The organism is Cesiribacter andamanensis AMV16 (assembly GCF_000348925.1).
Taxonomy (GTDB): Bacteria; Bacteroidota; Bacteroidia; order Cytophagales; family Cyclobacteriaceae; genus Cesiribacter; species Cesiribacter andamanensis.
In genome coordinates, this window is record NZ_AODQ01000070.1 from 1 (window position 1) to 23,349 (window position 23,349).

Genomic DNA, 23,349 nt, shown 5'->3' on the forward strand with positions numbered 1-23,349 from the left:
ATGGACTTCAGCTGGCTGTAGGCCGTGCTTTTGGCTACGTGGTCGTAGGGGCTGCTGGCATCCAGGATTTTCACCAGGCGGTCTACATACTCCTGCTGCAGGTTCTGGCGCATGCTGTTTACCGACTTGCCCATATCATCCTTAAAGATGGAGTTGGTCAGGTCGCCGGCAAAAGCGGCCAGGCTGTAGTCATTGCCATACAGGCCGGAGTCGGTCATACGCTGCCACACGCGGGCGTTCATCAGGTGGTTGAGCACATCGCGCTGAATGTTCAGCACCCGGCTGTGTACCTGCGGATCTTCGTTGTTGCCAAAGTGGTTAAAGCCCCGGCGCTGTGGCTGCAGGTAGGCATATACCCCTTCCGGCATATCAAAGGCATTGGGGCTAAAGCCATACTGGGCAATGGCCTTCATGGCGCGCTTCTGCTCGGCGGCAGGCACGGGGGTGAAAGGCTGCGTGGCGCCTTCCTGCTTGTTAAAGGCACGGTCTACGTACACACCGCCCACATAGCGGCTGATCACCCGAAGGCTGGTGGCATGCTCGCCGGTCAGTACCAGGTAGGCATTGCGCAGGGCATGGAAGGATTCATCTTCGGCTACCAGGCGGTCCTTAAGGGTAGGATATCCCTTTTTCACCACTTCCATCCGCTCAATGGCATAGCCAATGGCATCGCCTGACATATCACCGATCATAACGCGCGGGTCAATGCCGCCACCGGGAGAGCGCATATCATCCGCATCGTTGCCAAAGGTAAGGGCAGGCTCGGCAGAGCGGGCCAGGATCTTGCGCAGGCGGGCCCGTTCGGCCGACTCATCTGCCAGGGCAGGGGAGTACCCAAACTCAATGGCCCACATGTCATACGGACCAGGCTTGGTGGTGTAGTACAGACCCTGCTTGCTGCGGTCGGCGCTGAAGTTGATGGCAGGATAATCCATTACGGAACCGGTAAGGCCAATCTGCTCGGCTTTGGCGCGGTCATGGATCTCTTTGTGGCCGATCATCTGGCTGGCCTTCATGTTGTGGTTCAGACCCAGGGTGTGGCCCACCTCGTGCAGTACCAGGTAGTAGAGCGACTGCTTGATCATTTCGTCTTTTTCTACCTCAACTCCGGCCATGGCCTGCAGCATTTGCGTACCAAACAGGTTGTTGTGGTGCAGCTTGTGGCCCAGGCTGCAGAAGTGCGGATCGCCGGCCAGGGCGCTGGCTTCAGCTTCTTCCAGCCCCAGAGCGGCGGTGCCGAAGATCTGGCCGTTTTGCAGGCGGTTGGTCACAAACACATACTCCAGCATTACATCGGCGCCCAGGATCTGGCCGGTGCGTGGGTTGGTAAAGCTGGGGCCGTAGCCACCAAAGGGAGGCATGGGTGAGGAGGTCCAGCGCAGTACGTTGTAGCGAATGTCACCGGCATCCCAGTCGGCATCATCGGGCTGCTCTTTTACCACTACGGCATTTTTAAAGCCGGCTTTCTCAAAGGCCTTGTTCCACTCCAGGGTAGCGGCTTTGATGGTAGCGCGGAATTCGCGGGGGGTGGTGTTCTCAATCCACCATACAATGGGTTCAACTGGCTCCGAGATAGCAGCAGCGGGATCTTTTTTCACCAGGTGCCAGCGGTTGATCAGGTCGCGGTAGGGCGCTACGCTGGGGCTGGTCATGTCGGTTACCTGCTGGGTGAAGTAGCCTACGCGCGGATCGTCAAAACGGGGGGTAAACTCATTCTGCGGCACCTCAATAAGGCTGTGCTGGATCTTTACCGTTACGTTGCGACTATCGGTTACGGCTGAGGAGCCGTAGCGAACCGGATAGGGGTTCTCAAATACGTACTCTACCAGAATATCGGTATTTTCCGGATAGTTCTTGATGCCGGCGTATTTGCTTTTTTCCTTGCTCTGACGGCCCAGGTCAAATAGCTGGCCGGGGCGGGCCATGGGGTTGGGAGAGGGCTTTACCTGGCCAAGGGCCTCGGTCAGGAAAATATCATCCACCTTGATCAACCAGGCAGTGCGCTCGGGGTTGGCAGCTTCAATCTTCTGGCTGGCCAGCACGGGGCGGTTAATGTTGGCTGCCTCGGCTTTTTTCAGGGCATTGTTGCCATCAAAGTAGAAAGAGGTGTTCTCTCCTACCAGCTCAATGCGGTCAAAGTAGCGGCGGATGGAGAAGATACCGTCGTTACGGTAGGCTCCCCGGAAGAAACCGGCATCCAGCACGCCATCGGTTACCTGGCTGAAGTAGATGTATTCCTTATTGATCTGGTGGTTGTGCACCAGCAGATAGGTGGTACCGTTGGTGGTATCTTGGTACATGGTGAACAGTCCGGGATAGGACTTACACTTTTTGGTTACTTCGGCAATTGACTTAAGCTCGTCTTTTTTCGCTGCCGGGGCAGGCGCTGCCGGTGCATCTGCATCCTTTTTTTGCGCTTTTGCGCATGTGTGTCGGTGATGGGCGCTGCCAATAGAAAGGCAGCCAGTGCAGCCGAACACACTCCTGTTTTTACTGTAAAATGCATGGTATAGCAGTAATGGTTAGAATGGGTGACTATTTTTTTTAAAAATAAGAAGAATCTGCGACAATCCTACAGCCTTTGGATGAACGGTTGATATACGGAGCTGAGCGGTATGCGCCAGCCGGCACCCCCTGAACAGGAAGGTGCACAGTTGGGTTCTTTTCTGGCTGAAATACAGCAATTTTTTTCACAAAAATACCCCCTGCGAAAGTCAGGGGGTACTGTATGCGGCTACTCCCGCAGAAGAGGTGCTCCTGGAAGCCCCCTTTTAGAGGGTACGCGGATATGGCTTGGAGAAGAAGGCAACGGCCAGCTCCGATACTCCCATGGCTACATGGGGGATCCAGCTTTTTTTGCGGAAACCAAACAGAAAGGGAGCAGCTGCCAGCAGGGCGCCCTGCACATAATCCATTTGCAGGTGGCGAGGCATCGATATTTTTTTCTTTACCCCCAGTTCATATTTGGTAAAGAGGCTTTGCGCCAGCACGCCCGCACCCAGGGCCATGGGCAGATAGGTTTCCAGTCCTTTCTTTTTGCCGCTCAGCAGCAGCGGCACCCCTATGAGCGATGCGGCCGCTACATAATCGATAAAGGCGTGGGTCTTGCTTGGAATAAGGTTTGTATTCATTGGTACTATGTTTTAATCTGTATGTATATAGTACCGGATTCACCTGCAGGAGGTTTTGTGAAAAAAGAAGGGGTGGTCGCTACCGGCCACCCCCCTTGGATCAGTTCAGTTTATAATCGAAGCCCTGGGGCTTGGCTACCGTCAGCAGGTTTTGGAAGGCCTGTGTTACTTTGAGCGCCATGCTGTGACCGTCTGGGCTGTCTACCTTTTCAATCTCGCCCCGCTCATCGTAGGTAACGTTGATCTGTCCACCCCCTTCCATACGGATTTTACTGGGTTTCTGAATGCTGTTGTAAGCAAAGTAAAGGGTGGCGGAAGGGGATTCCATTTTTATGATCTTTCGGTGCTCATCATAGGCCAGCCGGATGGTGAGTTCTTCCGAGCGCATTTCCACCACATCGCCCTGGGGGGAGTAATCAAACTCGCTGATGGTGATCTTGCCGGAGTACTTATCGGTACGCTCCACGCGGGTGATCTTTCCCAGCTCATCGTTATAGGCGGCCCGCAAAATGTATTCGTTATTTTCCTTTAGGATCATGCGCGACTTGCCGTCATAAGCAAAGGTGGCCCATTTCTGTCCCCTTTTAATGGAGAGGGGGCCGCAGCCGCATTCGGTAAAAATGGTTTCGGTTGTGGCATAGGATTGGCGGATCAGGGTCCTGTAGGTATAGGGGCGTCCCAGAATTTCCCGCAGCTCATACTCGTTATAGGTACTGTCAATGTACTCATCCATGCCGGTAATTTTGAAGGTCGCAAAGCGGTAGGGGTCTACCGATCCGTCTTCTTTCAGGAGCTTGGTGTAGCTGAAGCGGTCCAGCTTCTGTAGTCCCTCCTCATCTGCTTCGCTTACCTGGCTTACTCGCTGGCTACGGGGGTCGTAGGTAATGCTAATGGTTTCATCTGCCTGCGCTATGCGCTCCAGCATGTGCTGGCTGTTATAGGCGTAGTGCCGTTTTTGCTTATCGGTACCGGTAGATTCAAGAAGGCAGTGGTGCTCATTGTAGCGGTAGCGGATGGTTTCTCCCTTTGCCTCAACAGTGCTTACCAGCCCTTGTGCATTCAGCTCAAAGCGGAAAAGGGTGCCCACCCCATCCAGGATCTGGCTGATCTTTCCGGCCGAGTAGGTGATTTCGAAGGCAAGTTTGCCCTTATCATCATACTTGTTCAGCAGCAGGCCCTGGGCATCAAAGCGCTCCAGCGAGCCGTTGTTGTAGGTACGGGTGAAGCCCTCGGCCGTGCGGGCGATGTTCTGCAGCTCGCCATTGGTGGAGAACCAGCTGGTGTTTTGGGGCGCCTGGGCGGGGGCGAGCCAGCCCTTTTCGGTATAGGTGATCCAGGCGGCGGCCCGCTGGCTCATGCTGGCCAGCAGCTCTTTGCGTTTGGTGGCAATGGCCAGGGGGGTGTTTTCCAGCCGGCGGTCCCGGATCAGCAGCGGGATCAGCTGGGCCACAGCCGCATCAATGCGGGCCTGGTTGGGCGCAGAGGGGGTAAAGAAAAGCTCAAACAGCCCCCTTTCCCGAATCAGGATGCTGGCATTGCCCGAGCCATTTTCGGCACAGGTCTTGCAGCTGGAGCCTACCTCCCGGATCAGCAGGTTGCCATCTCCAATTACATAGAGCCGGGTTTCGTAGACCGAGGTCCAGCCCCGCCCGAAGAGGCCGGTGGTGGTGGAAGCCGAATTATAGGTGCGCTCCAGGGCAATGCCCTTTATGGCCGTAAAGTCCAGGTCGGTATAGCTGATGTAGAAGTCGCCGGTTTTCAGGTCCACATCGCCCAGCAGGGGGGTGGAAAGGGAAATACAGAGCAGCAGAAAGAGAAGGGATCGTTTCATAAGAAATAGGGGAGTAGGGAGTTTAGCGTTCCAGGCCGCTGATCATGCGGGTAATCAGGTCTCTGGAGGTATGGCTGTAGCGTGTGCCGAGCTTATCAGCCGCCAGGGCGCTAGCATCGTACTGCAGGGCCTTGCTCAGCAGGGTTTTGGCCGCAGCCTTGTCTTTGCCCAGGTAGGCCAGTACGGCCAGCCCCAGCGGGTCTGGGGTAGCATAGAAGGCCTGCGACTGGGTAAAGGCTTCCCGGGCCTTGGTGTGCTGCCCCAGATCGAGGTAGAGCCAGCCTAGCTGCTGCCAGTAGCGGTATTTTTCCTGCACCCGCAGGCCGCTTACCTCTATGTGCTGCAGGCTGGCCAGTGCGGCGGCAGGCTCTCCGCTTAGATACCCGGCTCTGGCAAGTGCGTAGTGCAGCTCAGCATGCGCCGGCAGGGCCGCCAGGTAGTGGGTAAGGGCTGCCCGGGCTTCTGCAGCGCGGCCGCTACTGCTCAGGGCTTCCATCTGGGGTACAAACAAGCTCCTGAAATCATCCAGCGCAAATTTAATAGGGTCGTTCTGGTTGGCCTTGCGGAACTGGTCTACGGCATCCCTATAGGCACCCCCCTCCAGCGCGGTATAGGCCAGGCTTCCCCAGGCTTTGGCATAGTCGGCATCGGTCTGCAGCGATCTCTGGTAGTACTGCAGGGCCTTGTCGGCCTGGCCCTGGGCGTAATAGAAGTTGCCAATGTCGTTGAAGAGTACCGGGCTCAGCTCAAAATAGGGAACGGCATCCAGCAGGATCTTCTCGGCGAGTGGTGTGCGGCCGCTAAGCAGGTAGAGGCTGCTCAGGCGGGTATAGGCGGGATAGGTATAGGGGTTAAGGGAAAGGGCTTTTTTATAGCTGCTTTCGGCCAGCTCCCATTTTTCCTGCTGCTCGTACCACTCGCCCAGGTAGTAGTGGGCGCTGGGCTTTTCGGGATTGCGCTGTACCCCTTCCAGAAAATAGCGCTCGGCCAGGGAGGGGTTTTCGGTAGCGGCATTCCAGCCCCGGCCGGCATAGGCGCGGGTCTCAAAGGGGTTGTTCAGGACCGCCTCCTGGTAGAGGGCATCGGCCCGCTGCCGGTCGGCGCTGCTGGTGGAAGTGCTGTAGTAGCCGGCCAGGTCGGTGAGCAGCTCGGCATAGAAAGGTTCTTTTTCTACAGCCAGTTTCAGGTAAGCTTCGGCACGGCGGTCTTCCAGGCGGGCATAGAGGTAGCCCAGGTTTGCATAGGATTTGCCATAGGCCTCGTCCCGGGCAATGGAGGCCAGGTAGTGTGTTTCGGCATCCTTGAGATTGCCTCTGTCCCGGTACAGCAGGCCCAGGTTGTTCAGCTCCAGGGCTACATCGGCTGTATCGGCCTGCATGGCGCGGCGGTAGAGCTGCTCGGCCTCATTGTAGCGGCCCATCTCCTGGTAAACGGTGGCCAGGTTGTTGTAGGCAGCGGCAAAGGTGGGCGCCATCTGGATCACTTCTTCAAACACCGCCAGGGCTTCGCGGTAGCGGCCCTGGTCCCTTAGGGAGCTGCCCAGCGAGCTGCGGGGGTAGGTCCAGGTGGGAATCATCTCAATGGCCTTTTTAAAATAGCGTTCGGCCAGGGGATGATCATTTTTATAGGTAGCCACCAGCCCCAGGCCGTGCAGCACAAAGGCCGAGTGGGGCTCCAAGGCCAGGGCCTCCTGCAGCAGCTGCTCGGCCTGGTTGTACTTGCGGTAGTTGCGGTTGCGAATGTGGGCGTAGGCCTCCAGGTACTTATCGTAAATGGAGTAGATTCTGAAGTGAAAATCGCTGCTATCCAGCAAGCTTACCGCCTGGCGGGCCAGCCGGGAAGATTCCAGTAGATAGGCTGCCGAGGGCTGCAGGTTACTTCCTTTCAAAATGGTGTTGACAGCCTCCTGCGGTTGTCGGCCCAGCTCGCTCACCAGCGCATAGCGGAAGGAGCTTAGCCGTTGGGGCGATACGCCCCTGATCTTGTTTTGCTGCAGCAGTGTATAGGCCTGCTGTACCCCTTCTCTGCCACTGCTCAGCAGTGCATTAAAGCGGGCTATTTGTTCCTGTTCCCCGGGCGAAAGCTGTTCTGCAGGATCGGCGCTTTGAGAGGCGGCAGAGCGGGCAGCCAGATAATTGGGGATCTGTTGGGCTTTGGTGGCGGCCAGAACCTGCTCCAAAAAGTCGGGACGCACCTCCTGAATCACCAGGTACTCATCCACTGCCTCGATGCGCGGGGTTTGCTTTCCCTGGGAAGCGCTGCGCACCTCGCTTTTTACAAAGCCGTTGAGCTCTTCAATATTTACCCGGTTGTCTTTAGGGCTTACATCGGCCATGCCCATGAGGCCGCGCACCAGATTGTAGGTGAAAAATCCCTGACCGATGCTTTTGTCTTCGTACGATTTTTCGGTAGGCCTGCAGCTGAGAAACCGGATAGAGTTGGAGAAACCTGCCAGGGCCAGCTGGCTCATGTTGGCAGAGCCCGTTTCGGTTACGGCGGCTCCTGAGTGGCAGGCATCCAGTACCAGGTTTACGGTGGCTTTCTTTTTACCAAGTACATTAATATAGCGTTGCAGGCGTTCAAATTCCAGCGTGCCCCCTGTGCCGGCATATACACGCTCGGCATTGGAGTCATGGCCCAGCAGGTAGCCAACGCTGGTATCGTCTATTTCCGTTTGCACATCGCCATGGCCCGAGAAGTAAATGTAGACAATATCCCCTTCCTGCACGTGCGTTGCCAGCTGGTTTAGGGCGGCATTGATGCGAATGCCGGTAGCCTCTTCGTTAAGCAGCAGGCGTATGTTATCGGTAGTGGCTGTGCCCGATTTTACCAGAAAATTATAGAACAGCAGCGCATCTTTATCGGCAAAGCGCAGATCCAGTTTGCTATCGGCATAGTTGCTCACCCCAATAATAAGCGCATGCGTTTGGCCACTCGCATGGGGGGTAGCGGCTGCTACCTGGCTGGCGCCCTTTTGCTGGGCCATGAGGGGCAGGGAGGCAAGCAGGCAGAGTAGCAGGGGGCTCAATAAGCTGAAAAGATGTTTCATCGGATATGGGGGTGTACCATTCGGCAGGTTTCGGGCCTTTCCCTTGGGAGTAATGAGCGGTGCTGGTGGTAGCTGGAGCATAAAGGGAGGTGAAGCGCATAGGAGGATAAACGTCCCTAAATAGGATGATTGTCGTTTTTAATGGACTTCAGCAGATAAATGTAATCATAAAATAGAGATTTTTTACAGGCCGGCTCTTTTTTCTGCCCGCAGTCGGGCACTGGCCGGGTCCTAACACTCAGTAACTTAGCCCCTCAGGCAGAGGCTGGCGGGGCTTGCTGCTCTTCCGGGTGCAATCCCGGCTAAAAAATGTGGGAGCCTGGGGCGGGTAGTGCCGCTTTTTGCCAAAGGCCTGCCGGATAAAATCATATTTTCTCAGTAGCTTTAATCAGACCAACTAACCATCGGCATATATGAAGGCGCTTCAGCTGTTTTTTTGCTTTCTGATCCTGGGGCAGGGGAGCCTGGCCCAGTCGTTTAACAACCTGCCTGTTACTACCCAGAAGCCGCCCCTGCATGGCCGCCACTGGATGGCCATAGGCGGAAAGCCGCTGGCCGCCACTGCCGGGGCTATGATCTTTGCCAAAGGGGGCAATGCTGTGGATGCCTCCTGCGCCATGCTGGCCGTCAGCTGCACCATGTGGGATGTGCTGAGCTGGGGCGGCGAAACCCAGGCGCTGATCTATCATCCCAAGCTAAAAAAGGTGATCGCCATTAATGCCCTTGGGGTAGCTCCTACCGGCGCTATGCCCGAATTCTTTAAAGAAAAGGGCATGAAGTACCCACCCGAATGGGGAGCACTGGCGGCTGTAACCCCGGGCACTCCCGGCGGCCTGCTCACCATGCTGGCCGAGTGGGGCACCCTGAGCCTGAAGGAGGTGCTGGCCCCCGCCATGCAAATGGCCGAGGGCTACCCCATTGAAGCCCAGACGGCCAACAGCATTGAGCGGGCCAAAGAGCGCATCAAGGAATGGCCCTACTCCAAAAAAGTGTTTCTGACCCACCCGGGCCAGGAGCGGGAGGCCCCTAATGCCGGCGAGATCTTTGTGCAGAAAGACCTGCTGGAAACCCTCCGTAAAATGGTGGAGGCCGAGCAGCAGGCCCTAAAGCGGGGCAAGTCCAGAAAAGAAGCCATCTATGCCGCCTACGACCGCTTCTACAAGGGCGATATTGCCAAGGAGTTTGTGCGGGGTTGCCAGGAGCAGGGTGGCCTCATTACCGAGCAGGACCTGGCCCAGTGGAAGGTAAAAATTGAAGAGCCCCTGATGACCACCTATCGGGGTATAGAGGTCTACAAACTGCAGGCCTGGACCCAGGGGCCGGCCATGCTGCAAACCCTGAATATCCTGGAGAACTTTGATCTGAAGAGCATGGGGTATAACTCCACCCGCTACATTCATACCCTCTACCAGGCCATGAATCTGGCTTTTGCCGACCGGGATTTTTACTATGGCGATCCGGCCTTTGCCCCTGAAGAGCCCATCCGGGGCTTGCTCTCCAAAGAATATGCAAAGGAGCGCAGCAAGCTGATCAACCCGCTGAAGAACGATCCCAAAGCAGCGCCTGGCGACCCCTACCCCTTTGAGGGCAAGCAAAACCCCTTTAAAAGCCTGCTACAGCAATGGGGTACTTCCCAGAGCCAGCTGTACCGGCCGGGCCATCCTGCTGCGGATGAGCAGTTCTATGCCCGCTTTCAGGCGGGTACCACCACCGTAGAGACGGCCGATAAAGAAGGCTGGGTAGTTTCCATTACCCCCAGCGGCGGGTGGGTGCCGGCCTGCATTGCGGGCAACACCGGCATTGGCATGAGCCAGCGCATGCAAAGCTTTGTGCTGGATGAAAAAGAAAACCCCTTTAATGTAGTAGCGCCCGGCAAGCGGCCCCGCGTTACCCTTACCCCTTCCATGGCGCTAAAGGACGGGCGCCCCTATCTGAGCTTTGCCAAGCAGGCCGGCGATGAGCAGGACCAGCTGCTGCTTCAGTTTTTCCTGAACATGGTAGAGTTTGACATGACGGTGCAGGAAGCAGCCGAAGCGCCCTCCTTTAAGACCCTGCAAATGTACACCAGCTTTGGGGAGCATGAGAAAAGCCCGGGCGGGCTGATCCTCAACTCGGCCATGCCCCCCTGGAGCCGCAAGGAGCTGGCCCGCATGGGCTACACCATCAGCTACCAGGACCGCACCTCCGGCCCGGTAAACGCCATCTGGTTCGACTGGGCCAATGGCAGTATGTGGGGCGGCTCCAGCAACCATGGCGAAGATTACGGCATTGGCTGGTAGTCAGGAGTGTAGGGCGCCTGCACAAGGCCACGCCTGGTAGGAACCCCTCATCTCTGACCAATAAGCAGCTAATTGTGACTAGGGGTGATGCCGCTATAGCAGAAAAGAACTGCCTTTTTTGCCCGCTTGCTGATACCCTATCCTGCAGCACCTCAATTGGGTTTTTGTATTAGGATCTAAACGTGAAAAAATAGTAAAAATTTATTCTTCTTTTTTGTGACTTCCTTCTTCTTTCTGCATCTAACTATGTAGGAAGATGGAGGAAGTAATCAGCCGCCGGGACCTTATCCACTCGTAAACCCTTATTTTAAACTTCCCCTTCCTGGTTTCATTTCCTTCCTGAGCGCTTTATGCCTCAGTATAGGTGTACCGTTTGCGCAGTGCCAGTCATCATTAGGTAAGACACTCCCTAGTTCATGCAGCTGGCACTGGTTGAAGGATCGTCTATAAGCTGGAAACATACTTCTTTCCGGCCTGGCCGCCTCTATTCGTTAGCCGTCCTGCACTCACTGCAGGCCTCTGCTGCTGTAATTTTTTGTCTCCGTCCTTGCCGGGTAATGTGCTGACAGGATGTTCCTGCATGTGTACCCTGTACCCGGCCATCTTTACTCTGTACACTTTTTCCAGCCTTACAGCACCAACTTCCTACTTGATCTAAAAGTATCACTACCATTCTACAACCATGAAAAAGCTAAGCATCACCCTTATTATTATGCTGCTGGTACTAGGCAGCGCGTTGGCCCAGCAGAAAACAAAAACAAATTTACCCTATCAGCAAATTGAGCCTGGGGTTCCGCAAGCCGTGCTGGATGCTGTGGAAAAAAAGCACCAGGGTTTTCACTTCCAGAAAGAACTGGCCCTCTTACCCAGGGCTAAAGCCAAAAGTAAGACCCCAACAGCCACCAAAGTCCGTGAACAAGAGCTGGAAATAGCCTATACATCCTATGCCAGAAGGGCCTCGGCCAATGGCAAGGTGCGCTCGGTGAAACGATCTTACTATGATGCCAACGGTATATTTATTTCTTCCAGAGAAGTCTTGACAAATAAAGCACTGCCTGCCGTGGTACGGCACACACTAAAAGAGTACGACGGGTGGGAACTTGAAAAGACCAGGGCGGTAGTAGAAGAAAAAGGAGCTTTACGCACGGTATACTACAGTCTTACTATAAATAATGGAAAAGACCGCAAACGGCTGTTGCTTAGCGAAGATGGATTGCCCCTTAGAAACAAGAAGAGCCAGGGCATGTATGCACTCAAGGCCAAACGATAGCCTGCCCCGCCAGAAAGCTCATTCCCTTACCTGAAGTCTGATTGCTTTTTAGTCACCTATCCATGAGTCATCCCGAATTTTCATCAGTAATATTACTAAAAAAGCCCTCAGAATTCACTCTGAGGCCTTTTTTAGTAAAGTAGGCTGTCATTTCGACCAGCGGGAGAAATCCTGGAAATTTACCAGTAAAGAGTTGTCTTATCCAAGATCTCTCCCGCTGGTCGAGATGACGGCGTTCCTTTGAGTTTTTGGGCTAAAATACTGTAATATGAGCATGTTTAAACCATTTAGAAAATTCGGGATGACTCATGTTTTTTTTTGGAATAGGGGCTGCTGGCAGTGCCATGCCCCGGCCAGGGTCGCCGAAACGGAAGAATGCTGTTGTTACCAGCACAGGCCTGATGCTAACGATCAGCAGCTTGTTTAAAAAGTAATGCCAGTTTGTGTTTTGCCCGTTTGAGTCGCATTTTTACCGCGCTGGCAGACAAGTGGTGGAGCTCCTGCAGTTGCCGGATGGACTTTTCATCACAATATTTTAGCAACAGGAGCTGGCGCTCCTCCTCACTGAGGCAGTCCAGGAGGCTACCCATCTTCTTTTCCAGCAACAGCAGCTGGGTATCCCCATCTGCTGTATCCGAACTGATATAGCGGGCTTCTTCCAGCGGCAGGGTGCTGTGTTTGTTTTCTTTGCGCAGGTATTCCAGGCAGTGGTTAGTGGTAATGGCATAAAGCCAGGTAGCAAAAGAGGCCTGTACATGAAAGTCTGGCAGTTTTTCCAGGGCTTTGATGAGAACATCCTGCGCCAGGTCAAGGGCGGTATCGCTATTTTTTACAAGGGTCAGACAGCGGGAAACTACCTTTTGATAATAACGGGAATAGAGCTCTCCTAAAGCCGCAACATTTCCCTGGTTGGCCAGTTCTATCAGGCTTATCTCATCAAGGCTGTGGTGTATTGGTTCAGGCATGGCTAATCGGTATGTTTACTGCATACCCCCTCTGTCCATCATGTTCAAAATCCGAATGCTACAAATAGCTACTCAAGCCTGCAGCAGGTATACCAGCCCCTCAATGACCCGTTGATAGGCTGCTGGGGAGCGTACCCCGGCGGCAGTATCTGCTGCAACGGTATCATCAGGAAATGCGAAAGCAGTTAAATCAGCACCCATTCACACATAAGCAATCATTATTTAATAATTATAAGGAATAATTGGAATTAATTTAGTATATTTCAAAAGGCTCTGCAATACCTCTTTAGGCGTATTATCCTATGATACAGTGTGTTACGTTCTTAGAAAAGAGGAGGCTCTTTTTTTCACCTGAATTTTTCCAGGCCAATTCTGAGCCAGTTGCCACTCCTGAGAAGGCTGGAAGAACAGAAGTGGAAGCACCTGCATCATGTCTGGCCTTACCAACTGCCAGCCTTAACGATCTACTCAGCTAACCGGCGTTCCGGAAGCCTGCTCTACTTAAGCCTTATTCCAAACAAGTATGCCTGATGCTGCCGCAACTACATACCTCAGATATCTGAGCAGCCTATCAGCGTACACTACCGTTGTCAGGCAGTTGGGAGTAGCAGGTACTCTGGAGAAGGGGCTTGGCCAGCTCCTTTTTCAGGAGGGCCCTCATGCCGTTTTTCTGCATGATTATGTAACAAAAACGTATCCTTATGTTTCGCCCAATATTCAGCAGGTGGTTGGCTATGGGGTTGAAGCCTTTCACAAAGGGGGCACTTCCTTTATGCTTAAGCTGCTTCATCCGGACGACAACCGCTTGTTTAACACACAGGTATTTGCCGATATGCTGGCCTTTCTGGCAGGCCTCTCACCCAGGGAACAGGTTCATTATCGATTTAGCCTTAATTACAGGCTTCGGCATCCGGATGGGGACTATGGCTGTGTGCAGCAGCAGAGTGTTTTTCTGCACTCGGATGCACAGGGGCGCCCGCTCTCAAATTTTGGTACCCTCACCGATATTACAGCCTTTAGGGCAGATGCCCGCATGATCCTGACGATAGAAAAGATACTGGCCGATCGGCGGGCTCAGGAAGTGCATAGCCACACTTATTATCCTGCGCAGGCTGAAGGCTGCCTGACCAAAAAAGAACTGGAAGTGCTAAAATGGATGCTGGAGGGACTAAACAGCCGGCAGATTGCTGATAAAATGTTTACCAGCTTTCATACTGTTAAGACGCATCGGGGCCATATGCTGCATAAAACCAATTCCAGAAACACAGCAGGACTGATACGCTACGCCCTGCAGCACGGCCTGCTGTAGGTCTATCAGCGTGGTAAGGGCCACAGATCTCCCTGAAGCAGAAAAAAACTCCTTCATCCGGATCTGAAGGAGTTTCTGACCAGTTCGTTGAACTTCCAGGATCCTGGCCGCTGCAAAATTCGCTTGGGCTGCATGCAGGACATCCAGGAGGGGCCATGCAAATCCCGCTTCTCCAGGGGGTAGTCCCGGAGAAGCGGTGCCTGGCTCCCAGGCGGCTAGCGCATTGCCAGTCTGGGTTAAGCCGGAGTACTGGTGGTTGGATCAATGGTTGCTTTTACCTCCTGTATGCTGGTGGCCGGAAAACCGCCCCTTTTCGCATGTTCCAGGATGGTTTCGGCATCTTCTGCAATGTGCACACAATAGATTTTATTGTCCGTCACAAAGGATTCTACCCAATGGTAGGGCTTGTTCAGGCCATTGACCACCTCGCAGGAGGTTTGGGCAATGCCTTGCAGTTGTTCGGCGGTTAGCTTACCCGCTCCTGGCAATTCTCGTTCAATGATAAATTTTTTCATGTACGGATAGGTGAGTGATAAAAATGGATTAGGAAAAATGGCGTAGGGAAGACGCGGATTTCGGGGGCAGGAGTAGCGTCAGGCTTCGTATGCCCTACCTATGCCTACAGCGTCCATACCTCAACTTCAGTATCAAATTTTCCATGCCGGACAGCAGGACTTAAAAAATCAACTAGCTGCTTAAGCACTGGTTTACTAGTGGCTTCCTGACTGAAGGTCAGGCTGGTAACCTAAACATATTGCTGTAATAAAACAAGTATTTAGTCAAAAATCCATATTCGGCACATAGACTATTCTTGGGTGAAATATTCGCATGAGCAGAGCGATCAAGGGCAGTTTTTCTATTGGGCAGATAAGGGAACAGGGCATTATGCTTGGGTACGCATACGCGAGGGATCTTTCCACAAAGTGAATTCCATAGATGCACCCGGCAAGTGTTGGTATTGTTTTTTTACTTGCTTTGTAAGATCTTTAGCAAGTGCATAACACGTACTGAAGGCTCGCCAAGGCAGCCGTTATTCCAGCGGTTTGCTGGTCTAAAAGAGTTATCGGGTGGCCCTTGCGTTTTGCTGCAATACCCACCTTCTGGACTACCTTACTCATAACCATCCATACAAATGAAACAGCTATCCCTTTCTTTTTTCATGCTGCTGGGGTTCTTCCTGTTCTCCTGTGGGGGGAATACTCAGGATCAGCAGGAGACGGAGTCTTACGAATATAGCGCTGAGGAAGACACCCAATATACAGGCGCAGAAGAAACCCCTGCTCAAAAGAGGTATGCGGAAAGAAGAGCCAAAGGAGATACGCTGGCGATGCATTACAAGGAATTACAAAAGTTTCTGCCAAACGAGATCAGGGGATTTAGCAGGGAAGGGGAAATAGAGGGCAGCAGCATGAATATGGAAGATGGCTCCTATTCGATGGCCTCTCAGCGCTACCGTAAAGGAGAGGAAGACCTCACCATTACCCTGATTGACTACAACAACGCTATCGATATGTATGAAGGATTATCCGGAGCGTGGGCCTCAGGAATGAGCTACGAAGATGATAATCAAAAGGCTAATGGGGTATCGTTACTAAACAATAAGGCGAAGGGAATGGAGGTCTTTGCCAAGAAAGACAATCGGTGTGAGCTGATGGCCGGAATAGCAGCTCGTTTTTATCTACAGATAAAAGTCAACAACACTACCAATGCAAGCCTGTGCAGAGAAATAGCTGAAGGCCTTAACTTAAGCGCCCTGGATGCCTACTAGGGTGGGTTTGTGAAATAAAGTCACCGCAGGCTTCCTGAAGGTAAAAATCGTATTTTGTAATAGTCTATTGCTGTAGAAAAGAAAAGCGCAAGGCACTGATTAACAGTTTCTTGCGCTTTCTCTAAGTAGCGGGAGCAGGACTCGAACCTGCGACCTTCGGGTTATGAGCCCGACGAGCTACCAACTGCTCCATCCCGCGATATATCTTTCTCTTACGAGTATTCAGAACTATCGGTTGCTTCCTGAGTTTTCTTTTCAGATCCCCCTTTGTGCTACTTGGTTATAGCGGTGAAGCGGGTACAAAAGTAGTAGGTTTTTCAGAACAATGCAATACCTTTGCTAAAATTTTTTGAAATGCAGGAAGATCCTCAGCCAACCGACAGCAGCCCCGAGCCCCAGCCGACCCCCCAGCCCGCCTATACGGAAAAACATAAGGCCGGCTTTGTTGGCATTGTGGGCAAACCCAACGTGGGCAAAAGTACGCTTATGAACCAGATGGTGGGCGAGCGCCTGAGCATTATTACGGCAAAGGCACAAACTACCCGCCACCGCATTATGGGCATGCTCAACGGGCCCGACTACCAGATCATCTACTCCGATACACCCGGCATCCTTAAGCCCCAGTACGAGTTGCACAAAAGCATGATGCGCTTTGTAAAAGATTCGCTTGAAGACAGCGATGTGATCCTGTTTGTGACCGAGCTGGGCGAAACCTACAGCCCAGAGGATGAATCGCTGAACGTGCTGCGCCGCACCCAGGCCCCGGTGCTGCTGCTCATTAATAAAGTAGACCAGGCCAAAGGCAATGAAGTGCCCCTGAAAGTGCGGGAGTGGGAGGAGAGCGGCATCGCCACCGAGGTAATCCCCATCAGCGCCAGGGATGGGCTCAACATTGGCAAGGTGTTCGATTCTATTGTGGCCCGCCTGCCCCAGCACCCCCCTTTCTTTCCCAAAGATGAACTAACCGATAAGCCCGAGCGTTTCTTTGCGGCTGAGATCATCCGGGAAAAGATTTTTGTGAACTACAAAAAAGAAGTGCCCTATAGCACCGAGGTAGTGATCGAGTCCTTTAAGGAAGAAGAAGATATTATCCGCATCCGGGCCGAGATCTATGTAGAGCGGCAGTCGCAAAAAGGGATCATCATTGGCAAAGCCGGAGAATCGCTGAAAAAAGTGGGCATGCAGGCCCGCGCCGATATGGAGGCCTTCTTTGCCAAACAGGTGCACCTGGAGACCTTTGTAAAGGTGCAGTCCGACTGGCGCAAAAAAGAGCTTTCCCTCAACCGCTTTGGCTATAACCCTAAATAAGGGCGCCCCTGGCCGGGCGCCCGGCCAGGGGCGCCCGGCCAGGGGCGCCCGGCGCAGAGTGCAGGCTGGCAGGATCCCTGCAGGGCAAAAAAGGAACTCAGCGCCTATAGGGAAGAGCGATAAAAGAAAATGTATCTTTGCGGCCCCCTTTCAGGGCCATAGCCGGGCGCCCGAAGCGTCCCATACAAACCACCTGCTGCTGAAGCAGGTCTATACTTACAGAATTACGGAATAATGGCAAACATAGTAGCAATCGTTGGCCGCCCCAATGTGGGCAAAAGCACTTTCTTTAACCGCCTGGTTGAGCGTCGCCAGGCCATCATGAACAATGAGCCGGGCGTAACCCGCGATCGACACTATGGCTATGGGGAGTGGATTGGCAAGCACTTTACCGTAATCGATACGGGCGGCTACGTAGAGGGGTCGGAAGATGTATTTGAAGAGGCCATTCGCCGGCAGGTAAAGCTGGCGGTAGACGAGGCCTCGGTGATCCTCTTTATGGTAGATGCCCAGATGGGCCTTACCGGCCTGGACGAAGAATTTGCCAAGGTGATCCGCCAGAGCAAAAAACCGGTCTATGTAGTGGCCAATAAATCGGATACTACCGATAGTGCCTTTCATGAAGGGGAGTTCTACAAACTGGGCCTTGGGGAGGTGTATGCTATCTCTTCTACCACGGGTAGCGGCACCGGCGATCTGCTGGATGAAGTGGTGAGCCATTTTGAGTCGGAAGGGGTGGAAGATCCCGAGGCCGGCATTCCCCGTATTGCCATCCTGGGCCGCCCCAATGTGGGCAAAAGCTCTTTTCTGAACACACTGCTGGGTGAGGAGCGCAGCATAGTGACGGATGTGGCCGGCACCACCCGCGATGCCATCAACACCCACTATAAAATGTATGGCAAAGACTTTATCCTGGTTGATACGGCCGGTCTGCGCAAAAAGAACCGCACCAAAGAAGATATTGAGTTCTTCTCGGTGCTGCGCAGCATACAGGCCCTGCAGGATAGCGATGTGTGCATTGTCATGATTGATGCCGAGCGTGGCTTTGAGGCGCAGGACATGAGCATCATTGCCCTGGGGCAGCGCTATAATAAAGGCATGATCATTCTGGTGAATAAGTGGGACCTGGTAGAAAAAGATACCATGACTGCCAAGCGCTTCGAGGATTCTATCAAGGAACGGCTTGGCCCCCTCAGCTATATCCCCATCATGTTTATCTCGGTGCATAAAAAGCAGCGCATCTTCCAGGCTATTGAAAAAGCGGTAGAGGTGTATGATAATTTACATAAAAAAATACCTACCTCCAGGCTCAACGAGATCATGCTGCGGGAGATCGAAAATTACCCGCCGCCGGCCCTTAAGGGAAAGCAAATAAAAATAAAATATTTAACGCAGCTGCCCGGCCGGGTGCCAACGTTTGCGCTCTTTTGTAACCTGCCTCAGTATATAAAAGCCCCCTATGAGCGCTACCTGGAAAATAAGATGCGCACACATTTTGACTTCACAGGTGCACCCTTACGGCTCTTTTTCCGTAAAAAATAAAGAATGTAAATTCTTGACATCCCGAAAATAGACGTATATTTGAGCCCTTAAGTGGGTAATGTGCCATGAAGAAGTTGTACACATATCTACTTTATCTTGCTTTTCTGGGAGTTTTCAGCGCCTGCGATACCCGGACAAGAGAAGAAACCAGGCAAGGTGTGAAAGAAGCCGCCCAGGAAGCGGATGAGGCTTTGCAAGAAGCCGCCAGAGGTACCAAAGAAGCTGCAAAAGACGTAGCCGATGAGGTGCAGGAAGAGTTAAACGACGATACTGTAACAGATTCAACCAAAACGGGTTACACTAACTAATAAAACCTTTTTTCCTTAACAAATAACTAAGCTAAACTATGAAAAAAGTTTTCATGTTTCTGATGGTTGCAGGTTCTGCCGTTATGTTCGCAGCCTGTGACTCTTCTACCAGCTCTAACGAGCAAGTAATCGATACCGACACTACCAATGTTGAGTACGAAGTAGAAAGAACTACAGTAGAAGTTGATACTACTACTGAGACTGAAACCGTAGAGACCGATACTACAAACAATCAGTAATACACTGAACGTACGTTAGTACACAATAGGAAGCCCTGCTTTTTTAAAGCAGGGCTTTTTCTATAGTTAGTAGGTTTTTCTCCATAGTGTCAGTTCTATGCTCATTTTTCTCTTTTGCCTGCTGTTTTTGTGTGTACCTTTGATACTGTTCGGCTCCAAAACTGCCGAAAAAGCAACCCCAGCCCTACCCCCTGATGCTGTGAAGGAGACAATGTACCAGACACTGGAAGCCTACCTGCCCGAAACTGCTGTTGATTATTGCACCGACCTCTGGCGCCTGTACGGTTTTACCCTTAAAATCAAGGGAGATCGCAAGACCAAGCTTGGCGATTTTCGGGTTAACCGTACTACCGGCGAAGTAACCATTACAGTAAACGGAAGCCTGAACAAGCAGGCTTTTCTGGTTACCTACCTGCACGAAGTGGCCCACCTGCTGGCCTGGCGGCAACACCGCGGAAGCATTAAGCCGCATGGACCGGAGTGGCAGTTGCACTTTCAGCTATTGATGGCCCCCCTGCTTACCGCCGAGGTATTCTCTCCGGTCGTGCTACTCCCCTTAAAAAAATACATGCAGCGCCCTTCGGCCTCTACAGCCTCCTGCCCGGCCCTCTGGATTGCCCTGCGTAGCCTGGATACCCCTGTACTGGATAGCTCCGGGCGGGGTCTGCTGCTGCTGGCGCAGGTGCCCGATGGCGCTACCTTTCGCTTCTGCCAGACCGAATACCTGAAGGTAGAAAAAAAGCGGACCCGGGCCCTTTGCCAGAACCTGAGCAATGGCCGGCGCTACCTTATTTCTACAGCTGCCCAGGTAGAGCGGGTGGCCTGATGGGAAAGGGGGCTGCCTGCCAGCCCATTTATCATCCAGGAGGGAGCTGAGCTCCGAACAGGCCTGAGGCACGCAGATGGGGGAATGTAGCGGGGCAGAAAGGAGCATCTTTTGTAGATTTGGCTATATTTGTTCCATATCTGCTTGATTTTTATGAAGGCTCAGACCCTGCCGCTGGAAAAGACCGGCCACTTTTCAAAACTCTTTCTCGATTACCTGCACCAACAGCCCCAGCTAAAATTCCTTTACGGCCAGGCGCCAACCCCCGAGGGCATAGGCCGGCAACTGGCCCAAAAGGAGTTTTCGCCTGAGCGCAGAGCCCTGCTGCAGCGTGTGCTGCAGCAGCAATATACTGGCCTGCAGACGGGAGAGGCCGTAGAGCAACATCTGGAAGCGCTTACCGAGCCCGGCACCTTTACCATCACTACCGGCCATCAGCTCAACATCTTTACCGGCCCGCTCTACTTTATCTATAAGATAGCAGCTACCATCCGCGCCTGCCAGGAGCTGCAGCAGCAGTATCCCCAGCACCGCTTTGTGCCCCTTTACTGGATGGCCTCCGAAGATCATGACCTGGCCGAGATCAACCATTTTCGCCTGTTTGGCCAAACCTACACCTGGCAAACCGAGCAGACCGGTCCCGTAGGGCGCTTCTCTACCAGTGGCCTGGCCGAGCTGAGTCGTGAATTGCCCGAGGCTGTACCCCTTTTTGAAGAAGCCTACAGTCAGGAGCCCACACTGGCCGCCGCCACCCGCCGCTATGTACACAGCCTTTTTGGCCAGTGGGGATTGCTGGTGCTGGATGCCGACGATGCAGCGCTCAAGCGCAGCTTTATGCCCGTGCTGAAGGATGAATTGCTGCAGCAAAAAAGCCACAGGCTGGTGCAGCAGGCCTCCGATCAGCTGCAGGAAATGGGCTATGGGGCCCAGATTCACCCGCGGGAGATCAATCTTTTTTACATGCAGGATGGGCTTCGGGAGCGGCTGGTGCAGGAAGGGGAGCAGTGGGAGGTGCTCAATACCGATCTCCGTTTTAGTGAGCAGGCCCTGTTGGGTGAGCTGGAGAAGCATCCCGAGCGCTTTAGCCCCAATGTAGTGCTGCGCCCCCTGTACCAGGAGTGGATTCTGCCAAACCTGGCCTATATTGGCGGGCCGGCTGAGCTGGCCTACTGGCTGCAGCTCAAGCCCCTGTTTGATCACTACCAGACCCCCTTTCCCCTGCTGCTGCCCCGGCAGTTTGCCCTGGTGCTCAACAAGGCCCTGGAGCAGCGCCGCCAGAAGCTAAACCTGGAGCCGGCCGAGCTTTTTGAAGATCCCCACCAGCTCAAAAGCCGCCTGCTGCAGCTCTGGAGCGGGCATGAGATCAGCCTGGACGAAGAACGCCAGCAGCTGCAGCAGTTCTTTGCAGCCCTGCAGGAAAAAGCGCCGGCATCGACAAAAGCCTTCAGGGCTTTGTAGGCGCCGAAAGTGCCAAGGCAGAAAAAAGCCTGGAGAATATAGAAAAGCGCCTGAAGAAAGCCGAAGAGCAACGCCACAGCACCCAGATGCAGCAGCTGGAAGGCCTGCTGGACAAGATTTTCCCCAATGGTAGTCTGCAGGAGCGCACGGATAATTTTCTGAACTTCTACCTGAATGACCCACAGTTTCTGGAGCGGCTCATGGAGCAGCTGCAGGGCTTTGACTTCAGCCTCAAGGTGCTGAGCTATGAAGACTAAGGGGGAGCTGCGCCAGCACTACCGCCTGTTGCGCCAGCAGCTTTCGTCAGCAGAGCTGGAAACCCGTAGCCAGGCAGTAGCCCAGCGGTTCTTTGATTCCCTGCCGCTTGATCAGATAAGCATACTACATACCTACCTGCCCATTGCGCGCCACCGGGAGTTAAGCCCCTGGCCCATTATCTCCAAAATACAGCAGGAGTATCCCCGGATTCGGCTGGTGCTTTCCCGCACCCAGTGGGAGCAGCGCCAAATGGAGCATGTTTTTTGGGAAGAAGGGGTAGAGGTAAAAGAAAATGAGTGGGGCATCCCCGAGCCGGTAGGGGGGGTAGTGTGTAGCGCTGAGCAGATTGATGCCGTACTGGTACCCCTTTTGGCCTTCGATCGGCAGGGCCACCGCCTGGGCTACGGCGCCGGCTTTTACGACCGCTTTTTGGCCAGCTGTTCTGCCCGGGTACTAAGCATTGGCCTGTCGCTTTTCCCCCCCCTGGATGACCCCCTCCCAGGCATTTTTCCCACCGATGTTCCCCTGACGCATTGTATTACGCCGGAAATGAGCTTTGTATTCGGTAATGCCGATTGAATTTATCTGCCAGGGGCTGTGTTTTGCCTAGGTGGAAACACTTGTACAATTACACGAAAAGCTACACCAATGCCGCCTTTGTCAGGACCGCTTCGGTTTTGAACCGCAGCCCATGGTATGGGGCAGGGCAGAAGCGCCCATCATGCTGATAGGCCAGGCCCCCTCCCGTACAGTGCATCAAACCCGCAGGCCCTTTAATGATGCCAGTGGCAAAAAGCTGCGGCGCTGGCTGGGGGTGAATGAGGACACCTTCTGGAACCAGTCACTCTTTTATATAGGTGCGGTGGGGCGCTGCTATCCTGGCAGTACCGGCAAAAAGGGGGGTGGCGATCGTCCTCCGTCGCCCATATGCGCACCTCTATATTTAGATAAGGAAGTAGTTTTGCTCCAGCCCGAACTCTACCTGATGGTGGGCGGCCACTCGGCCCGACACTTCTTCGGCAATAAAAGGTTGAACGAACTGGTCTTTGAAGACCTCCGCTACAAAGGCATGCCTGCTTTTGTGCTTCCTCACCCCTCACCCCTCAATATGAAATGGTTCAAGGATCATCCGCACTTCGAGGAGGTGGTGCTCCCCAGCCTGCAAGCCGCAGTACAGGCAGCCCTCAGCAAAAGCGTACGCTCACTAGCCTAAAGCAAGAGAGCGTTGTATTTAAAAGGGAGTACAAAAATGCAAGTGCAGGCAGCTGCAAAGAAAATTAAATAAATTTCATGGCCAACACAGAAAATCGCAGTGAATTCGGGATGCAGTTTCCCTAAACGAGGGAGAAACTTTGGTGAGCGGAGGGGTAGACAGAATCGTAAAAAAAGGATCCGGCAGAAGGCTTGTAAGTATGGAAAAGAGCCCCCTATCTTTGCATCAGCAAAACGGGAAACGCCCGATTTGTAGAAAAGATTTGCTGATCTGGAACTAAGTGTTTGTCATAATTAGTTGTGACAAGCAGCTCCCGGTGAAAAGCAGAGAATGGGCCACATAGCGGCAGTGTTCTTTGCAGGACGGGGGGGAAGAGCTTTGCCAAAAGGAAGCAGCTCAGCAACATTGACATACTGATGAAAGCAATAGTAGAGTTGAGGTAAGCAGGTAGAAAGCTTTTAGAAAAAGTAGCTAGCTACCGGAACTTAATACTGGCAAATAGCGGTTGATACTTTTGCGGCTCAAGAAAAAGAGACGCAGGAATGAGGAAGCCGCTGATACTCAGCAAGCATTGAAAAGTGTTTTCGAAAAACAG

At 53.3% G+C, this 23,349-nt stretch carries 20 protein-coding genes and 1 tRNA gene; 13 read left to right on the forward strand and 8 right to left on the reverse strand.

Annotated features, from left to right (window positions below; genetic code table 11):
• From ADICEAN_RS12970 to ADICEAN_RS12985, 5 genes are all read right to left on the reverse strand, one after another.
• Window positions 1-2,300, reverse strand: a 2,300-nt coding sequence (locus ADICEAN_RS12970; protein ID WP_051068860.1) for a zinc-dependent metalloprotease, incomplete at its 3' end; no start/stop codon positions are given.
• A 35-nt stretch (window positions 2,301-2,335) separates the two neighbouring features.
• Window positions 2,336-2,506: a hypothetical protein gene (locus tag ADICEAN_RS22675; protein ID WP_161622705.1), complete on the reverse strand. Its 171-nt coding sequence runs from the start codon at window positions 2,504-2,506 to the stop codon at window positions 2,336-2,338.
• 265 nt (window positions 2,507-2,771) lie between these two features.
• Window positions 2,772-3,131 (reverse strand): SPW repeat domain-containing protein, encoded by a 360-nt coding sequence (locus ADICEAN_RS12975; RefSeq protein WP_009196072.1) that lies wholly within the window; start codon window positions 3,129-3,131, stop codon window positions 2,772-2,774.
• 100 nt (window positions 3,132-3,231) lie between these two features.
• Window positions 3,232-4,962, reverse strand: a complete 1,731-nt coding sequence (locus ADICEAN_RS12980; protein WP_009196073.1) for a DUF6531 domain-containing protein — start codon at window positions 4,960-4,962, stop codon at window positions 3,232-3,234.
• A gap of 22 nt (window positions 4,963-4,984) precedes the next feature.
• Entirely contained in the window at window positions 4,985-8,011 is a 3,027-nt protein-coding gene (locus ADICEAN_RS12985; protein WP_009196074.1) for a tetratricopeptide repeat protein, read from the reverse strand.
• A 413-nt stretch (window positions 8,012-8,424) separates the two neighbouring features.
• Between ADICEAN_RS12985 and ADICEAN_RS12990 the strand changes: the two genes are divergently transcribed.
• Window positions 8,425-10,290 carry a gamma-glutamyltransferase family protein gene (locus tag ADICEAN_RS12990; protein WP_009196075.1) on the forward strand — a complete coding sequence of 622 codons (1,866 nt, stop codon included), beginning with the start codon at window positions 8,425-8,427 and terminating at the stop codon, window positions 10,288-10,290.
• A 682-nt stretch (window positions 10,291-10,972) separates the two neighbouring features.
• Window positions 10,973-11,560, forward strand: coding sequence for a hypothetical protein (locus ADICEAN_RS12995; RefSeq protein ID WP_009196076.1), 588 nt, complete (start codon window positions 10,973-10,975; stop codon window positions 11,558-11,560).
• Between the two features lie 404 nt (window positions 11,561-11,964).
• On the opposite strand, the gene ADICEAN_RS13000 is transcribed toward ADICEAN_RS12995, so the two are convergent.
• Entirely contained in the window at window positions 11,965-12,525 is a 561-nt protein-coding gene (locus ADICEAN_RS13000; RefSeq protein ID WP_009196077.1) for an RNA polymerase sigma factor, read from the reverse strand.
• A 598-nt stretch (window positions 12,526-13,123) separates the two neighbouring features.
• Between ADICEAN_RS13000 and ADICEAN_RS13005 the strand changes: the two genes are divergently transcribed.
• Window positions 13,124-13,834, forward strand: a complete 711-nt coding sequence (locus ADICEAN_RS13005) for a helix-turn-helix transcriptional regulator (RefSeq protein ID WP_040397136.1) — start codon at window positions 13,124-13,126, stop codon at window positions 13,832-13,834.
• 236 nt (window positions 13,835-14,070) lie between these two features.
• Here ADICEAN_RS13005 and ADICEAN_RS13010 read toward each other — a convergent pair whose 3' ends face one another.
• Window positions 14,071-14,349: a DUF4242 domain-containing protein gene (locus ADICEAN_RS13010; protein ID WP_009196079.1), complete on the reverse strand. Its 279-nt coding sequence runs from the start codon at window positions 14,347-14,349 to the stop codon at window positions 14,071-14,073.
• A 617-nt stretch (window positions 14,350-14,966) separates the two neighbouring features.
• Between ADICEAN_RS13010 and ADICEAN_RS13015 the strand changes: the two genes are divergently transcribed.
• Complete coding sequence (locus ADICEAN_RS13015; protein ID WP_152426426.1) at window positions 14,967-15,602, forward strand: hypothetical protein; 636 nt, start codon at window positions 14,967-14,969, stop codon at window positions 15,600-15,602.
• A gap of 126 nt (window positions 15,603-15,728) precedes the next feature.
• Here ADICEAN_RS13015 and ADICEAN_RS13020 read toward each other — a convergent pair.
• A tRNA-Met gene (locus ADICEAN_RS13020) sits at window positions 15,729-15,801 on the reverse strand.
• 155 nt (window positions 15,802-15,956) lie between these two features.
• Here ADICEAN_RS13020 and era point away from each other — a divergent pair.
• From era to ADICEAN_RS13060, 9 genes are all read left to right on the forward strand, one after another.
• On the forward strand, window positions 15,957-16,910 hold the full coding sequence (gene era, locus ADICEAN_RS13025; protein ID WP_009196081.1) for a GTPase Era: 954 nt from the start codon (window positions 15,957-15,959) through the stop codon (window positions 16,908-16,910).
• Between the two features lie 234 nt (window positions 16,911-17,144).
• Window positions 17,145-18,452: a ribosome biogenesis GTPase Der gene (der, locus tag ADICEAN_RS13035; protein WP_009196082.1), complete on the forward strand. Its 1,308-nt coding sequence runs from the start codon at window positions 17,145-17,147 to the stop codon at window positions 18,450-18,452.
• Window positions 18,453-18,517: 65 nt separating this feature from the next.
• A complete protein-coding gene (locus ADICEAN_RS22340) occupies window positions 18,518-18,760 on the forward strand; it encodes a YtxH domain-containing protein (RefSeq protein WP_009196083.1) in 243 nt (80 codons plus the stop codon).
• Window positions 18,761-18,843: 83 nt separating this feature from the next.
• Complete coding sequence (locus ADICEAN_RS22680) at window positions 18,844-18,999, forward strand: hypothetical protein (RefSeq protein WP_161622706.1); 156 nt, start codon at window positions 18,844-18,846, stop codon at window positions 18,997-18,999.
• A 199-nt stretch (window positions 19,000-19,198) separates the two neighbouring features.
• A complete protein-coding gene (locus ADICEAN_RS13045) occupies window positions 19,199-19,825 on the forward strand; it encodes a SprT-like domain-containing protein (RefSeq protein WP_161622707.1) in 627 nt (208 codons plus the stop codon).
• A gap of 153 nt (window positions 19,826-19,978) precedes the next feature.
• Window positions 19,979-21,283: a bacillithiol biosynthesis cysteine-adding enzyme BshC gene (gene bshC, locus ADICEAN_RS13050; RefSeq protein WP_009196086.1), complete on the forward strand. Its 1,305-nt coding sequence runs from the start codon at window positions 19,979-19,981 to the stop codon at window positions 21,281-21,283.
• A complete protein-coding gene (locus ADICEAN_RS24025; RefSeq protein ID WP_083879730.1) occupies window positions 21,256-21,540 on the forward strand; it encodes a bacillithiol biosynthesis protein BshC in 285 nt (94 codons plus the stop codon). Before bshC ends, ADICEAN_RS24025 begins: the two co-directional genes overlap by 28 nt.
• Window positions 21,530-22,120, forward strand: a complete 591-nt coding sequence (locus ADICEAN_RS13055; protein ID WP_009196088.1) for a 5-formyltetrahydrofolate cyclo-ligase — start codon at window positions 21,530-21,532, stop codon at window positions 22,118-22,120. The genes ADICEAN_RS24025 and ADICEAN_RS13055 overlap by 11 nt, the downstream gene beginning before the upstream one ends.
• A gap of 31 nt (window positions 22,121-22,151) precedes the next feature.
• The gene (locus ADICEAN_RS13060; RefSeq protein ID WP_040397142.1) at window positions 22,152-22,754 is read left to right on the forward strand and encodes a uracil-DNA glycosylase family protein; all 603 of its coding nucleotides are present in this window, start codon (window positions 22,152-22,154) and stop codon (window positions 22,752-22,754) included.
• Window positions 22,755-23,349: the final 595 nt, after the last annotated feature.

Excerpts from the sequence above, each read along its gene's own strand:
- ADICEAN_RS22675 (WP_161622705.1), bottom strand. The coding sequence starts at position 2,506 with ATGCATTTTACAGTAAAAACAGGAGTGTGTTCGGCTGCACTGGCTGCC.
- ADICEAN_RS12975 (WP_009196072.1), bottom strand. The coding sequence starts at position 3,131 with ATGAATACAAACCTTATTCCAAGCAAGACCCACGCCTTTATCGATTAT.
- ADICEAN_RS12980 (WP_009196073.1), bottom strand. The coding sequence starts at position 4,962 with ATGAAACGATCCCTTCTCTTTCTGCTGCTCTGTATTTCCCTTTCCACC.
- ADICEAN_RS12985 (WP_009196074.1), bottom strand. The coding sequence starts at position 8,011 with ATGAAACATCTTTTCAGCTTATTGAGCCCCCTGCTACTCTGCCTGCTT.
- ADICEAN_RS12990 (WP_009196075.1), top strand. The coding sequence starts at position 8,425 with ATGAAGGCGCTTCAGCTGTTTTTTTGCTTTCTGATCCTGGGGCAGGGG.
- ADICEAN_RS12995 (WP_009196076.1), top strand. The coding sequence starts at position 10,973 with ATGAAAAAGCTAAGCATCACCCTTATTATTATGCTGCTGGTACTAGGC.
- ADICEAN_RS13000 (WP_009196077.1), bottom strand. The coding sequence starts at position 12,525 with ATGCCTGAACCAATACACCACAGCCTTGATGAGATAAGCCTGATAGAA.
- ADICEAN_RS13010 (WP_009196079.1), bottom strand. The coding sequence starts at position 14,349 with ATGAAAAAATTTATCATTGAACGAGAATTGCCAGGAGCGGGTAAGCTA.
- ADICEAN_RS13015 (WP_152426426.1), top strand. The coding sequence starts at position 14,967 with ATGAAACAGCTATCCCTTTCTTTTTTCATGCTGCTGGGGTTCTTCCTG.
- era (WP_009196081.1), top strand. The coding sequence starts at position 15,957 with ATGCAGGAAGATCCTCAGCCAACCGACAGCAGCCCCGAGCCCCAGCCG.
- der (WP_009196082.1), top strand. The coding sequence starts at position 17,145 with ATGGCAAACATAGTAGCAATCGTTGGCCGCCCCAATGTGGGCAAAAGC.
- ADICEAN_RS22340 (WP_009196083.1), top strand. The coding sequence starts at position 18,518 with ATGAAGAAGTTGTACACATATCTACTTTATCTTGCTTTTCTGGGAGTT.
- ADICEAN_RS22680 (WP_161622706.1), top strand. The coding sequence starts at position 18,844 with ATGTTCGCAGCCTGTGACTCTTCTACCAGCTCTAACGAGCAAGTAATC.
- bshC (WP_009196086.1), top strand. The coding sequence starts at position 19,979 with ATGAAGGCTCAGACCCTGCCGCTGGAAAAGACCGGCCACTTTTCAAAA.
- ADICEAN_RS13055 (WP_009196088.1), top strand. The coding sequence starts at position 21,530 with ATGAAGACTAAGGGGGAGCTGCGCCAGCACTACCGCCTGTTGCGCCAG.